Source organism: Pseudomonas vranovensis (assembly GCF_040438935.1).
Classification (GTDB): domain Bacteria; phylum Pseudomonadota; class Gammaproteobacteria; order Pseudomonadales; family Pseudomonadaceae; genus Aquipseudomonas; species Aquipseudomonas vranovensis.
The window spans coordinates 550,225-564,806 of sequence record NZ_CP159259.1 but is presented as its reverse complement, the minus strand read 5'-3'; the positions used below and the strand labels follow the sequence as shown (position 1 = coordinate 564,806).

At 61.8% G+C, this 14,582-nt stretch carries 11 protein-coding genes; 4 read left to right on the top strand and 7 right to left on the bottom strand.

The window, feature by feature from the left end:
• Nucleotides 1-58 precede the first annotated feature (58 nt).
• From ABVN19_RS02600 to ABVN19_RS02585, 4 genes are all read right to left on the bottom strand, one after another.
• Nucleotides 59-1,381, bottom strand: a complete 1,323-nt coding sequence (locus ABVN19_RS02600; protein ID WP_028943560.1) for a dicarboxylate/amino acid:cation symporter — start codon at nucleotides 1,379-1,381, stop codon at nucleotides 59-61.
• 288 nt (nucleotides 1,382-1,669) lie between these two features.
• Nucleotides 1,670-3,016: an ATP-binding protein gene (locus tag ABVN19_RS02595; RefSeq protein ID WP_028943559.1), complete on the bottom strand. Its 1,347-nt coding sequence runs from the start codon at nucleotides 3,014-3,016 to the stop codon at nucleotides 1,670-1,672.
• The gene (locus ABVN19_RS02590) at nucleotides 3,013-3,690 is read right to left on the bottom strand and encodes a response regulator (RefSeq protein ID WP_028943558.1); all 678 of its coding nucleotides are present in this window, start codon (nucleotides 3,688-3,690) and stop codon (nucleotides 3,013-3,015) included. The genes ABVN19_RS02595 and ABVN19_RS02590 overlap by 4 nt, the downstream gene beginning before the upstream one ends.
• 93 nt (nucleotides 3,691-3,783) lie before the next feature.
• Entirely contained in the window at nucleotides 3,784-4,386 is a 603-nt protein-coding gene (locus tag ABVN19_RS02585) for an outer membrane beta-barrel protein (RefSeq protein ID WP_028943557.1), read from the bottom strand.
• 140 nt (nucleotides 4,387-4,526) lie between these two features.
• Here ABVN19_RS02585 and ABVN19_RS02580 point away from each other — a divergent pair, with 140 nt between their 5' ends.
• Nucleotides 4,527-5,228 (top strand): 4'-phosphopantetheinyl transferase superfamily protein, encoded by a 702-nt coding sequence (locus ABVN19_RS02580; RefSeq protein ID WP_028943556.1) that lies wholly within the window; start codon nucleotides 4,527-4,529, stop codon nucleotides 5,226-5,228.
• A 3-nt stretch (nucleotides 5,229-5,231) separates the two neighbouring features.
• Here ABVN19_RS02580 and fhuF read toward each other — a convergent pair whose 3' ends face one another.
• Genes fhuF through ABVN19_RS02565 form a run of 3 tightly spaced genes read right to left on the bottom strand, consistent with a single transcriptional unit; the run spans nucleotide 5,232 to nucleotide 8,112 of the window.
• Entirely contained in the window at nucleotides 5,232-5,777 is a 546-nt protein-coding gene (gene fhuF / locus ABVN19_RS02575) for a siderophore-iron reductase FhuF (protein ID WP_105641691.1), read from the bottom strand.
• Nucleotides 5,774-7,390 carry an ATP-binding protein gene (locus tag ABVN19_RS02570; RefSeq protein ID WP_028943554.1) on the bottom strand — a complete coding sequence of 539 codons (1,617 nt, stop codon included), beginning with the start codon at nucleotides 7,388-7,390 and terminating at the stop codon, nucleotides 5,774-5,776. The genes fhuF and ABVN19_RS02570 overlap by 4 nt, the downstream gene beginning before the upstream one ends.
• Nucleotides 7,387-8,112, bottom strand: a complete 726-nt coding sequence (locus ABVN19_RS02565; protein ID WP_028943553.1) for a response regulator transcription factor — start codon at nucleotides 8,110-8,112, stop codon at nucleotides 7,387-7,389. The genes ABVN19_RS02570 and ABVN19_RS02565 overlap by 4 nt, the downstream gene beginning before the upstream one ends.
• 781 nt (nucleotides 8,113-8,893) lie before the next feature.
• On the opposite strand from ABVN19_RS02565, the gene ABVN19_RS02560 reads away from it, so the two are divergent.
• The 3 genes from ABVN19_RS02560 to ABVN19_RS02550 all read left to right on the top strand — a co-directional run bounded on the left by ABVN19_RS02560 (nucleotide 8,894) and on the right by ABVN19_RS02550 (nucleotide 14,537).
• Complete coding sequence (locus tag ABVN19_RS02560; protein WP_105641690.1) at nucleotides 8,894-11,776, top strand: ribonucleoside-diphosphate reductase subunit alpha; 2,883 nt, start codon at nucleotides 8,894-8,896, stop codon at nucleotides 11,774-11,776.
• 192 nt (nucleotides 11,777-11,968) lie between these two features.
• A complete protein-coding gene (locus ABVN19_RS02555; protein WP_028943551.1) occupies nucleotides 11,969-13,216 on the top strand; it encodes a ribonucleotide-diphosphate reductase subunit beta in 1,248 nt (415 codons plus the stop codon).
• Nucleotides 13,217-13,574: 358 nt separating this feature from the next.
• The gene (locus ABVN19_RS02550; protein WP_028944895.1) at nucleotides 13,575-14,537 is read left to right on the top strand and encodes a LysR substrate-binding domain-containing protein; all 963 of its coding nucleotides are present in this window, start codon (nucleotides 13,575-13,577) and stop codon (nucleotides 14,535-14,537) included.
• Nucleotides 14,538-14,582 lie beyond the last annotated feature (45 nt).

Sequence of the window (14,582 nt, the reverse complement as noted above, 5' to 3'; positions counted from 1 at the left end):
GCAAGAACCACAAAAAAGCCCATCCGAAGATGGGCTTTTTCATTTCACCACTCGCCCCTTAGCGGGTAGACACTTCAGCGACACCCAGGTCATCGACCGGGCCAACCTCGACCAGCGGCGAACCACCGGAAGCCAGCTCGGACTGCAGTTTGTCTTCGTCCAGCTCGTTGACCCACTTGGCCACGACGACGGTGGCAACCGCGTTGCCGATCAGGTTGGTCAGGGCGCGGGCCTCGGACATGAAGCGGTCGATACCGAGGATCAGCGCAAGGCCGGCAACCGGCAGGTGGCCTACCGCCGACAGCGTCGCGGCGAGCACGATGAAACCACTGCCAGTCACGCCAGCTGCACCCTTGGAGGCCACCAGCAGCACCAGCAGCAGGGTGATCTGGTGAGTGATGTCCATGGTGGTGTCGGTGGCCTGGGCGATGAACACCGCGGCCATGGTCAGGTAGATCGAGGTGCCGTCGAGGTTGAACGAGTAACCGGTAGGAATCACCAGGCCTACCACAGATTTCTTCGCGCCCAGGCGCTCCATCTTGGTCAGCATGCGTGGCAGGGCCGACTCGGACGACGAGGTACCCAGCACGATCATCAGCTCTTCACGGATGTAGCGGATCAGCTTGAGGACGCTGAAGCCGTGCGCACGAGCGATACCACCAAGGACCACGACGATGAACAGCACGCAGGTGACGTAGAAGCAGGCCATCAGGTAGCCCAGTTGAACCAGCGAGCCAACGCCGTACTGGCCGATGGTGAAGGCCATGGCACCGAAGGCACCGACCGGCGCCAGCTTCATGATCATGTTGATGATGTTGAACATGACATGGGCGAAGCGATCGATCAGGTCCAGCAGCGGCTTGCCGTAGGCACCCAGGCGATGCAGGGCGAAACCGAAGATCACCGAGAACATCAGCACTTGCAGGATATCGCCGTTGGCGAACGCGCCGACCACGGTGTTGGGAATGATGTTGAGCAGGAAGCCGACCGTGGTCTGCTGTGCGCCGGCGGCGGCATAGGCGGCCACGCTGCTGGCGTTCAGGGTGCTGACGTCGATGTGCATGCCAGCGCCAGGCTGGACCACGTTGACCACGACCAGGCCGATGATCAGGGCAATGGTCGAGACAATTTCGAAGTAGAGCAGCGCGTAGCCACCGGTCTTGCCGACCGATTTCATGCTCTGCATGCCAGCGATACCGCTGACAACGGTGCAGAAGATGATGGGGGCGATGACCATCTTGATCAGTTTGACGAACCCGTCACCCAGCGGTTTGAGGGCAACGCCGGTTTCGGGGTAGTAGTGGCCCAGCAGGATACCGATGGTGATCGCTACTAACACCTGGATATACAGCGATTTGTACAGTGGCTGACGCGTCGTCATGGCTAATTCCTCAAGTGTACCGACCGATCCTTCCCAGGACCCGGGCTGTACCTAAAGCGCGAACCCTCCTGCACTGGAGGGATTTGTTGTGTCGAGCTGCCTGGCAGAACTCTGCTAGGGCAATAGCAAGCCCGATGCCAAAATGCGCTTTATCGGTGCAGGCCCCATATTTACTGGGGCCGGGTGCACAATGAGGTTGCAGCGGTGCCGTGCGACTTGGCGGATTTCCGCCCGACACCTTTTGCAAAAGAATGATGTTGGCGGTAATCCGCCCAGGGTGATGGCGGTTCAGTCCAGGGGAAAGTGGATGCGAAATGCAGCGCCGCCCAGCGGCGAGTCATCGAGGGTAAGGCTGGCGTCATAGCTTTCGATGATGTCCTTGACCACTGCCAGGCCGATGCCCTGCCCCGGGTTCTGCCGATCCAGGCGCTCACCACGCTGGAGGATACGTTCGCGCTGATCGGCAGGGACGCCCGGGCCGTCATCCTCGACGCACAGTTCGACGTACGACGGCCCGCTGTGCAGGCTGATCCGCACCTCGCCCAGGCAAAGCCGGTAGGCGTTCTCCAGCAGGTTGCCGAGCAATTCGAGCAAGGCCCCCTGCTCCATGGGCACCTGGGCCGGGTCAGGAACATCGAGGCTGATGCTCACTTGCTTGTCACGGTAGACCTTGGCCAGGGTGCTGCACAAGCTGTCGAGCAATGGCCGCAGCGCCACCTGATGACGTACCAGGCCACTTTTGCGCAAGCTGGCACGCTGCAACTGATAGTCGATCTGCTGGCTCATGCGCTCGATCTGACTTTGCAGTATCCGCGCCTGCTCACGGTCTTCGCGGCGCTCCCCCATGCTTTCGCTCACCCCCTGCAGCACCGTCAGGGGCGTTTTCAGGCTATGCGCCAGATCGCCGAGGGAATCGCGGTAGCGACGACGCTGCTCGCGCTCGCTGTGCAGCAGTCGGTTCAACGAGCCCGTCAGGCGTAGCAGCTCTCGCGGGTGCTCGGTGCTGAGTCCGTCTCGGTTGCCAGCCTCGACCTCATCCAGCTCGTGACTCAGTTGGCGCAGCGAGCGCAGTCCCCAGGTCAAGCCGGCCCACAGCAGCACCAGCAAGGCCAGCAGCGCCGCCCCGAAACCCAGGTACAGGCGCTCGCGCAGGCCCTTGAGGGTTTGCTGGTATTCGCGTACCGGTTGCAGCGCGACAATGCTGAAGGCCGCCGACTTGCCGCCCAGCAGCTTGACTTCAACGTCATAAACGAAGAATTCCTCGCCATCGGCCTGGCGGATCCGCGCAAACTCGTTGCCGCGCCCGTCGTAACGAGGGGTGTAGTTGATGTTCTCGTCGGCGGTAGACCGCGAACGCCAGACCAGCTTGCCCTCGCGGTCATAGATGTACCCCAGCAGACGGCTATCGGGCAGGTTGAATTTCTCATCCGGCAGCAGTTCGGGCATCTGCAACTGGTGGTTCTCGATACGCGCGGCAGAAATCAGGGTGGTTACATCGGAGGCCAGGCGCTTTTCAATGGACTCCTGCAAGGCCAGACTGAATGCCTTTTGCAAGGCAGGCAGCAGGCCCAGCATGAACAACACTGCCAGTAGCGCAGCGGCTACCATCAGCCGCAGGCGGAGCGAGCGAATCACCGGCAGCGCTCGGTGAACAGGTAGCCCAGGCCCCGGACAGTATCAATGGGTTTGAAGCCATTGGTGCCCTCCAGCTTTCGACGCAGACGACCGACCAGTACTTCGATCACATTCGGATCGCGCTCATCGTCATCCGGATAGAGCTGCTCCATCAGGCGTTCCTTGGCCACCACTTGCTGGTGATGGCGCATCAGGTATTCCAGAATGCGGTACTCGTAGGCAGTCAACGCCAAGGGTTGCTCGTCGAGTGTCGCCTGCTTGCGATTGAGATCCAGCAGCAAGGGCCCGGCAGCGATGGTCGACTGGATAAAGCCGCTGGAGCGGCGCAGCAAGGCATTGAGTCGGGCTTCCAGCTCTTCGAACTGGAACGGCTTGACCACATAGTCGTCGGCGCCGGCAGCCAGGCCCTCGACCTTGTCCTGCCAGTTGCCCCGTGCCGTCAGGATGAGAATTGGAAAACTCTTGTCCATCGAGCGCAGCCGGCGGATCAGGTCCAACCCGCTCATGCCAGGCAGGCCAAGGTCGATCACCGCCAGGTCATGGTTGAACTGTTCGACGTGATAGAGCGCCTCCTCGGCGTTGGCTACCGCCTCGACCACATGCCCACTTTCCATCAAGCGGCTGTACAAGTGATGACGCAAGAGTGCCTCATCCTCGACCACCAGCAGTTTCATACGCTCCTCCCTATACGCCCCGACACACCCGCTCAAGAATAACAGCGAACCGGCCATGCACCTGCAGGCCGGTCCGAAGATCGCCCGTCAAAATCAGAATGCGTAGTTGGCCGAGAGGTAGGTCTGCGCGCTGCTGTCCAGGCGCAGGGTGCCGACTTTCGGGCCACCGTGCTCGGCCAGTTCGGTGCTGGCGTTGCTGCGCAGGTAACGGTAGCCCAGCTCGACCGAGGCGTTGTCGGTCACTTGTTGCAGCAGGCCGGCTTGCAGGCCGATGGCATAGCCGGTGTCGGTGTCGCGGCTATAGCCTGACGACTCCTGGCTGAGTTTGGTCAAACCGGCACTGGCACCGCCGAAGAGCTTGGTGGTAGCGCCCAGCGGGTAGAACACGTCATAACTGCCCAGCAGGTTTTCCTGGCGCAGTTTCAGGCCGCTGTGGTCGCTGGAGACGTTGTCGTAGGTGAGGTAGTAGCGACGCTGGTCGTTCATCTGGCCGAGGCGCACGCCCCAGGTGTCGTCCTTGTGGATGATGCCGTCGGTGTTCAGGTGGTCGGTGTTGCTGCTGAGCAAGCCGGACTTCTTGACCTTGTCGCTGGTCTGGCCATAGGTGACGCCAGCGAAGGTGGTGTCGGCAGCCTGGGCAGTTGCGGCAGCGCCCAGGAAAGCGACAGCGAGGAACAGCGAGTTGAGTGTTTTCATCGTGTTTACTCCAGTTGAGGCCCGGTGAGGGTGTGGACGCTAGAGTAAGCAGCGAGCCCTGAACGGCCCCTGAACCGAGCCTGAACCTCGGCTGAACAACAGGCTGGAAAGGTTGGAGGCGCCGCGGCACAATGCCTGGCATGAACCGACTCCCCGCCTGCTGTGCCCCCCTGCAGAATCACTGGCCCCTGCCTCGCCCCATCCCTGGCGCCGTACTGGTCAGTTGCGCGTTCGACCCCGCCCGGCTCGGCAACGACGACTTCGACCGCGCCAATATCGAGCGAACCGCCAGCCTGCAGCGCTCGGTGGCCAAGCGTCAGGCCGAGTACCTGGCCGGCAGGGTCTGTGCCCGGGCGGCGTTGCAACAGCTGGATGGTCGCGAATACGTGCCCGGCACCCACGAGGACCGTTCCCCCCTCTGGCCGGCCGGCATCAGCGGCTCGATCACCCACGGCAAAGGCTGGGCCGCCGCCGTGGTGGCGCATCAGACAGCCTGCCGGGGGCTGGGCCTGGACCAGGAGAGCCTGCTCAGTGACGAGCGCGCCACACGCCTGGCCCGGGAGATCCTCACCGAGGCCGAGTTGCAGCGCATGGACCCGCAGCACACAGGCCTTGTGGTGACGCTGACCTTTTCATTGAAGGAAAGCCTGTTCAAGGCGCTGTACCCGATCGTGCTGCAGCGTTTTTACTTCGAACATGCAGAAGTGCTGGAGTGGTCGGCTGACGGCCACGCCCGCCTGCGCTTGCTGACGGACCTTTCGCCGCAGTGGCATCACGGCCGGGAGTTGGAGGCGCAGTTCTGCCTGCAGGGCGAACAACTGCTCAGTCTCGTCGCGGTCTGAGCCTCAATCCGCCAACGGACAATGCTCGCAGTGCCCGACCCAGTCCACCTTGTAGCTCAGGCAGCAGGTACGCCGACGCCGCTTGCCCGAGGCGCCCAGGCTGACCGCGGCAAACAGCGGGCTGCCCGGTGTGGTCAACAAGCGCCCCAGGCCGACGTCACCTCCGGCCTGTTGCAGCATTTGATCCAGGCAATCGCCGGCATTTCCCCATAGCACCGCTGGCGACACCGCGCCAAGCGTCGCCAGGCGTTGCACCAGGGGCTCCAGGTGCTGGCCGATGGCCTCGTCCAGCCCTTCGCAGTACCGCCCTTGCCCACTGAAAGCTGTCGGCAACCCGCGAACATCCAGCGCGACGGCGGCTTCGGCAAATACCGGCAGCCTTGCATCGCCCAGCAGCGTCTGCCAGACCGCCGCAAAGTAGTACTTCGACCACTGCGACACCAGCACCGGGCGCTGGGCTGGCATCAACTGCGGGCCATAGAGATCGAGCAGCAATTGATCGAAGCGCAGCGGTGCCAGCACCTGATCCAGGCGCACCGGCTCACTCATGCCGGGTCCTGCTTGCGCGGCCAGCTCAGGCTGAAACGCGCCCCCCCGAGCAACTCGCTGCGCCCCACCGATGCCCGTCCTTTATGCCAATAGATGATCCGGCGCACGATCGACAAACCCAGGCCGTGCCCGCCCGAGGCACGGGTGCGACTGTCGTCCAGGCGGGTAAAAGGCGTGAAGATGCGATCCCAGACGCTTTCTGGGATACCCGGGCCATCGTCTTCGACATCGATGCGGCAACGCTGCGCCCCTAACTGGTAGCTGAGGCTGACCTGGGACTCGGCATGGCGCATGGCGTTGCTGACCAGGTTCTGCAGGGCACGATGCAGGTAGCGGGGTTCGGCCTCGACCCAGGCGCCCTGCCCGTCCGATGCCTGCTCTCCCAGCTGGCAAGGCCCGCGCACCACCTTGACGTCGCTGCGCAAGGGAGCCAGTTCGTCGATGACCTGGTCAAGCAGGGCATCGAGATCAACCCGCTGGAAGTTCAAGGCGGGCGCCCCTTGCTCGAGGCGCGCGTAGGTGAGCATCTCGTCGACCAGCTTGTCCAGTTCCTGGATGTCGCCGTCCATGCCGCTCAAGTACTTTTCCCGCGCCTGGTCATCACGCGCGGTGGCGATCATTTCAAGGCCGAAGCGCAACCGCGCCACCGGCGTGCGCAGCTCATGAGAGACGGCACGCACCAACTCACGCTGGATGCTCAATGATCGCTGCAGATGCGCCGCCATACCGTTGAACGCTGCGGCCAGTCGCCCTACCGAGTCGGCATCATCACTCGCCACACGGGTTTGCAGACTGCCTTGGGCGATACGCGTGGCAGCGGTTTCGAGGTCGGAAAGGCGCCGTTCGAGCTGGCGTACCAGCAAATAGACAATCAGCCCGATCAGGCACAAGCCAAGCACTGCAATCAGCGCCAGTAACTGCGGGGGGTACGGATTCATCTGGTACAGCGGCCCCAACTCCAGCACCCAGGGCGTGCCGACCATTCCGGCGAACACCCGGATGGAGTCGCCATCCTTGCCCAGGGCCATCACCGTATCGCCCTCATCGACACGTCGGCGCTGGTCCTCATCCATGTCGGTCTGTTCAAGCCGGCGCAGGCCCAGCTCGAAGCCGAACCCCTTGTTCTGCTTCAGCTCGGCCAGGCGCTGGCGCTGCTCGCCGACCGGAAAACGCACCAGCTCATCGGCCAGCAGGTAAATAGTGGCACGCGCCAACTGCTCGCTGATCTGCTGCACCTCGCCAATCAGCAGAAGTTCCTGGGTACCTACCTGGCGCATGACCTTCGCTGCATGAGGCCCGATCTTCTCCACCAGCACCTGCCCACGCTGCAACTGACTGCGTTGCCCGCCCTCCAGGCGCGCCGCCGTGAAAGTCTGCAGTTCCAGCGGAATCCCCAGCAGACGTTCCCAGATCAACAGCGCGCGCTTGCGCTCGACCTCCCCAAGGGGCGCCAGGTTGTCGGCCATCAGGGTGAAGGTACCGTGGGCCAGGCGCTCGCGGTATTGAGCGGCGCGCACCTCGTTGAGCAGATGCACGCTGAGCACACCGAGCACTGCCACCAGCACCAGCGCAGCGAGCATCCCGCCATAGATGCGCAGGAAGATCGAGTTCATCGCACCTGGCCCATGGCCTCGGCCGCCTCGCGCACGAACAGGTAGCCCTTGCTGCGAATGGTCTTGATCATCCGTGGGTGCTCCGGGTCATCGCCTATTTTCGGGCGGATCCTGGAAATACGCACATCGATGGAGCGGTCCTGGCCGTCGTAGCCCACGCCACGCAGGGAGGTGAAAATTTCTTCTCGGGACAGGGTCCGCCCGGCATTGCTGACCAGCAGCCAGAGCAGATCGAACTCGGCACTGGTCAGCTCGATCCCGTCCTCCTGCAACCAGGCCTCGCGCAAGATGTTGTCCACCCGCAGCGGTCCGAACTGCAGCACCTGCGGTGGCTCACTGTCGGCGGGCACTTCACTGCGCCGCAGCAAGGCATTGATGCGTGCCAGCAACAGGCGCGGACGCACCGGTTTGCACACATAGTCGTCGGCCCCCAGGTCCAGGCCCTGGACCTGGTCCAGGTCATCGCTGCGTGCCGTGAGCATGAGGATTGGCCCCGGGTAGTGCTGGCGGACCTTGCGGCAGATGCTCAGGCCGTCCTCGCCCGGCAGCATCAAGTCAAGGATCACCAGGTCAGGCTGCCCGGCGATGATCCGCGCTGCCGCCTGCGCCCCATCACCTTCGACATCGACGTCGAAGCCGTTGGCCTGCAGGTACTCACGGGTCAGATCGGCCAAACGCTGGTCATCCTCGACGATCAACACCCGACTGCGCTGCTGCTCCACGGCTCACCTCGACGGCTTGTTGTTATTGGAACGTGCCCCTGGGTGCAACTTCACCAAAAGGCAATATCGGCTCCGGATACTACGTCGGGCACCGACGCCTGCCAACCATCGTCACTAGCGGCAAATGACCACGGCCGGGATCGCTCGGAAGGGCGTGAGTTTTGTGTTAGGGTGCGCGCCCGAAAATTCCCAGCCGAGCCACCGTGCCGGTGAAAAAAAGGGTGACGGACGGTCATCTGGCGCTAAGACGCGGCCTACAAGGCGTTGGCCCAAATCACACACAAAATACGCACAAGTTATCCACAGCGCACGACCTTGCAATACCCCCGGGACCGCATTATCTTGTATCCCTATCGCAAACAAACACTACATCTTGGGGTTTGAACAAAATCCCAAGCACAAGTCGAGCAAAGAACTCAAGCCCTCCAGCAGTGCTTTTTTTGCTTGAACTTTAGAAGAAATCTGCAGCCAAACCGCTCCTGCGGAGGCGACCGTTGCAAGCCCTTGGGGGGCGTTGTTTCGGGTATGGGTGTTGCAAGTCTTTGCCACACCCGACAGCAACAGTTTTGAGTCGTGTATTCAAAACCTTTGACTTCGGCCAGGGAGCGGCACTCAGTTGCCCTTTAATTCCTGATCTGTCCCGAAGTGAGTATGCCCGACCTGTTCGGCATGCCGGAGCATCGTGTTCCCGCGTGTCGCCAGGGTCGGTTGTTGGGCTTTCGGACGGAACGGCGGGCGCCCACAAGGCGCCTAAATAAACATAGAGAACGTGGAGACACCCATGCAAACCGACACAACTCGCGAGAACCCGCAGGCCAAGGCGCCGCAGGCCGCCGATTCGAATCAGGATCTGGCTGCCACCGCCCCAGGCCAACTGCGCGTGATCAAGCGTAATGGCACTGTCGTCGCCTACACCGACGACAAGATCACCGTGGCTATCACCAAGGCGTTCCTTGCAGTTGAAGGCGGCACCGCTGCCGCGTCGTCGCGTATCCACGACACCGTTGCACGCCTGACCGAACAGGTCACCGCTACCTTCAAGCGTCGCATGCCATCGGGCGGCACCATCCACATCGAAGAGATCCAGGACCAGGTCGAACTGGCCCTGATGCGTGCCGGCGAGCAAAAAGTTGCCCGCGACTACGTCATCTACCGCGACCAGCGCGCCAAGGAACGTGCCACCCGCGGCAGCGCCGACGACGCCGCCGTGCAGCCGCACCCGAGCATTCGCATCACCCTGGCCGACGGCAGCCTCGCGCCACTGGACATGAACCGCCTGAACACCATCATCTCCGAGGCCTGCGAAGGCCTGGCCGAAGTCGATGGCGACCTGATCCAGCGCGAAACCCTGAAGAACCTGTACGACGGCGTGGCCATCAAGGACGTCAACACTGCCCTGGTGATGACCGCCCGTACCCTGGTCGAGCGTGAGCCGAACTACTCCTTCGTGACCGCCCGCCTGCTGATGGACACCCTGCGTGCCGAAGGCCTGGGCTTCCTGGGCGTGGCCGAAAGCGCCACCCACCACGAAATGGCCGACCTGTACGCCAAGGCCCTGCCGGCCTACGTCGCCAAAGGTGTCGAGTTCGAACTGCTCAACCCTGCCCTGGCCGACTTCGACCTGGAGAAACTGGGCAAGGCAATCGACCACGAGCGCGACCAGCAATTCACCTACCTGGGCCTGCAGACCCTGTACGACCGCTACTTCATCCACAAGGATGGCGTGCGCTTCGAGCTGCCTCAGGTGTTCTTCATGCGTGTGGCCATGGGCCTGGCGCTGGAAGAGAAAGACAAGGAAGCCCGTGCGATCGAGTTCTACAACCTGTTGTCGTCCTTCGACTACATGGCCTCGACCCCGACCCTGTTCAACGCCGGTACCCTGCGTCCACAGCTGTCGAGCTGCTACCTGACCACCGTGCCGGACGACCTGTCGGGCATCTACCACGCGATCCACGACAACGCCATGCTGTCGAAATTCGCCGGTGGCCTGGGCAACGACTGGACCCCTGTGCGCGCACTGGGCTCTTACATCAAGGGCACCAACGGTAAATCCCAGGGCGTCGTACCGTTCCTGAAAGTGGTCAACGACACCGCCGTCGCCGTCAACCAGGGTGGCAAGCGCAAGGGTGCTGTCTGCGCCTACCTGGAAACCTGGCACCTGGACATCGAAGAGTTCATCGAACTGCGCAAGAACACCGGTGATGACCGTCGTCGTACCCACGACATGAACACCGCCAACTGGATCCCTGACCTGTTCATGAAGCGCGTCTTCGATGACGGCAAGTGGACCCTGTTCTCGCCTTCGGAAGTGCCAGACCTGCACGACCTGACCGGCAAGGCCTTCGAAGAGCGCTACGAGTACTACGAAGCCCTGACCGAGTACAACAAGATCAAGGTATTCAAGACCATCCAGGCCAAAGACCTGTGGCGCAAGATGCTGTCGATGCTGTTCGAAACCGGCCACCCATGGTTGACCTTCAAGGACCCGTGCAACCTGCGCAGCCCGCAGCAGCACGTGGGCGTGGTCCACAGCTCGAACCTGTGCACCGAGATCACCCTGAACACCAACAAGGACGAGATCGCGGTCTGCAACCTGGGTTCGATCAACCTGCCGAACCACATCGTCGATGGCAAGCTGGACACCGCCAAGCTGCAACGCACCGTGAACACCGCGGTGCGCATGCTCGACAACGTGATCGACATCAACTATTACTCGGTGCCGCAAGCGCGTAACTCGAACTTCAAGCACCGTCCGGTCGGCCTGGGCATCATGGGCTTCCAGGATGCGCTGTACCTGCAGCACATTCCTTACGGTTCCGACGCTGCCGTCGAGTTCGCCGACAAGTCGATGGAAGCGGTCAGCTACTTCGCCATCCAGGCATCCTGTGACCTGGCCGACGAGCGCGGCGCCTACGAGACCTTCCAGGGCTCGCTGTGGTCCAAAGGCATCCTGCCACTGGATTCGCAACAGATCCTGATCGAGGCCCGTGGCCAGAAGTACATCGACGTCGACCTGAACGAATCGCTGGACTGGACACCCGTCCGTGCCCGCGTACAAAAAGGTATTCGTAACTCGAACATCATGGCCATCGCGCCGACCGCGACCATCGCCAACATCACTGGCGTATCGCAGTCCATCGAGCCGACCTACCAGAACCTGTACGTGAAATCGAACCTGTCGGGCGAGTTCACCGTGATCAACCCGTACCTGGTTCGCGACCTCAAGGCCCGTGGCCTGTGGGACCCGGTCATGATCAACGACCTGAAGTACTACGATGGTTCGGTACAGCAGATCGAGCGCATCCCGCAGGAGCTCAAGGAGCTCTACGCCACTGCCTTCGAAGTGGAAACCAAGTGGATCGTCGACGCCGCCAGCCGCCGTCAGAAGTGGATCGACCAGGCTCAGTCGCTGAACCTGTACATCGCCGGCGCTTCGGGCAAGAAGCTGGACGTCACCTACCGCATGGCCTGGTACCGTGGTCTGAAAACCACCTACTACCTCCGTGCCCTGGCCGCGACCAGCACCGAGAAGTCCACCATCAATACCGGCAAGCTCAACGCCGTCTCCAGCGGTGGCGACAGCGCCCCGGTCCAGGCAGCAGGCCCAGCGCCAGTGCCAAAGGCCTGCGCGATCGACGAGCCGGACTGCGAAGCCTGCCAATAAGGCTCGGTGGGAGCGGACTTGTCCCCTCCCCCTCTAGAGCCCAATAAAAAAGGCCGGAGCAATCCGGCCTTCTCCGAGGAGCCCCGCTCCCGGAAGTATTCAAGTTTTTGCGTGCACTGCTGTACCCAACGCAAGCAACGCAACCAAGATCCACCGGCCATACTGAACATGGCCCTCAAGCAGGAGCACACCATGCTGAGCTGGGACGAATTCGATAAAGACGAAGGCGAAGAAGCCGCCAAAGGCACCAACGCCACTCAAGCCGCTGCCGCTGGCATCGACAAGCTCGACAGCGCAGGCGGTGTCGCCGCACTGGAAGCCCGTGCCGTGACCGCTGCCGACTCGGACGCGGTAAAACGCGCCAAGGCTGCCCTGGACGACCTCGACATCGCCGAAGGCCTGGCTGAGCTGGAAGGCTCTGCCGCCCGCGTCGCCGTTGACGAAAAGCGCATGATCAACTGCCGCGCCGACCTCAACCAGCTGGTGCCTTTCAAGTACGACTGGGCCTGGCAGAAGTACCTGGACGGTTGCGCCAACCACTGGATGCCGCAAGAGGTCAACATGACCGCGGACATCGCCCTGTGGAAGAACCCTGAAGGCCTGACCGACGACGAGCGTCGCATCGTCATGCGCAACCTGGGCTTCTTCTCCACCGCCGACTCCCTGGTTGCCAACAACCTGGCCCTGGCCGTGTACCGCCTGATCACCAACCCCGAGTGCCGCCAGTACATCCTGCGCCAGGCCTTCGAAGAGGCGATCCACACCCACGCCTACCAGTACTGCATCGAGTCGCTGGGCATGGATGAAGGCGAGATCTTCAACATGTACCACGAGATCCCGTCGGTCGCGAAGAAAGCCGCCTGGGGCCTGCGCTACACCCGCGCGATCTCCGACCCGGAATTCAACACCGGCACCGTCGAGACCGACAAAGAACTGCTGCGCAACCTGATCGCCTACTACTGCGTTCTGGAAGGCATCTTCTTCTACTGCGGCTTCACCCAGATCCTGTCGATGGGTCGTCGCAACAAGATGACCGGCGTTGCAGAGCAGTTCCAGTACATCCTGCGTGACGAATCCATGCACCTGAACTTCGGTATCGACGTGATCAACCAGATCAAGATCGAAAACCCGCACCTGTGGGATGCCGAAATGAAGGAAGAAGCCTCGCAGATGATCCTGCAGGGTACCCAGCTGGAAATCGAATACGCGCGCGACACCATGCCACGCGGCGTACTGGGCATGAACGCGGCGATGATGGAGGACTACCTCAAGTTTATCGCCAACCGTCGCCTGTCGCAGATCGGTTTGAAGGAAGAGTACCCAGGTACCACCAACCCGTTCCCATGGATGAGCGAAATCATGGACTTGAAGAAAGAGAAAAACTTCTTCGAGACCCGGGTTATCGAGTATCAGACTGGCGGGGCGTTGAGCTGGGATTGATTCCTCGCTCCTTGGTTTTTCAGCCAGGCCTGAGCTGATTTCAGCTGCTCTGGACTGATTGCAGTAAATCAAGCCGCCACACTTGAAAGCCACCTACGTCACTACGGCGCAGGTGGCTTTTGCATAGGGAAGGATTTTTACGTCCTAGGTGCACGACCAGGCATTGATGGTTGCCAAGGGGCTATTGCATCATGGACCGACCTGAGAGAAGGATCCAACCACCCGACACCATCCGGCAATCGTAGCCACGCACCGACTCCACGCCAGCACCCGACGGCCCCGATTTGTTCCGCTGCTTGCATCGGACGACCTCAAGTGTGCAATGCTCCCCCCCAAGCCCGCCATTTGAAGGTCAAGCATGCAGTTCACTCATCTGTCCGTTGCGCGCAAACTCAAGTTCTACCAGTTGATGGTATTCGACCAGGTGCTTCAGAGCGGTTCCTTGCTACGCGCAGCCCAGGCGCTGAGCCTGACCCAACCCGCGGTAACCAAGATCATCCACGAGCTGGAATCCTACTTCGACGCGCCGTTGCTGGTCCGTGGTAACCGGGGTGTCCGAGCCACGCCATTGGGCGAGCTGATGGCGCGGCGTAGCAAATCGCTGCTTGCCGAACTGCGCTCACTGACGGACGAAGTCAATGCCTACCAGGAAGGTACCTCGGGACATGTACTGGTTGGCACCCTTATCTCCGCATCCAGTTCACTGCTGCCGCGTGCCCTGCAACTGCTCAAGCAACGAGCACCGAAGGTGCTGGTGTCACTGCGAGTGGGCCAGATGGACCAATTGTTCCCGGCCCTGGCCGTGGGCGAGGTCGACCTGGTAGTGGGGCGTGTACCGGACGACTGGCGTTGGTACCACGAGTCGTCACAGTTGGAGGCGCAAGTGCTCTATGGTGAGGAGCTGTCCGTCGTCGCAGGTGCGAATCACCCGCTGATTGGCCAAAGCCCGGTCAACCTCAAGACCCTGCTCGACTATCCCTGGGTGCTGCCGACTCGCGACTCGCTGCTGCGCCGCACCGTCGACAGCCTCTTCTACGAGGCCGGATTGGCAGCGCCCGCCAATGTGGTGGAGTCCTTGTCGATTCTCACCAATATCAGCCTGATGCAAGACCAGCAAACCGTCGCCGTCATGCCGCTGGAAGCGACCCGCCAATTCACCGGAGTCGGATTGCTGGCCAGCCTGGATCTGGGCACCCACCTGCAGTTCGGCGACATCGGCTACTTCCACGCCGGCAACCGCGAACTGGGGCCGGCAGCACGCCTGTTCCGCGAATGCCTGGAGCAGGCTGGCGCAGAGCAACATGGCGAACAGCCGAGTTAACAGGCAGCTATTCCGAATGCCAATATCAGGCAGCAATTAATTCAT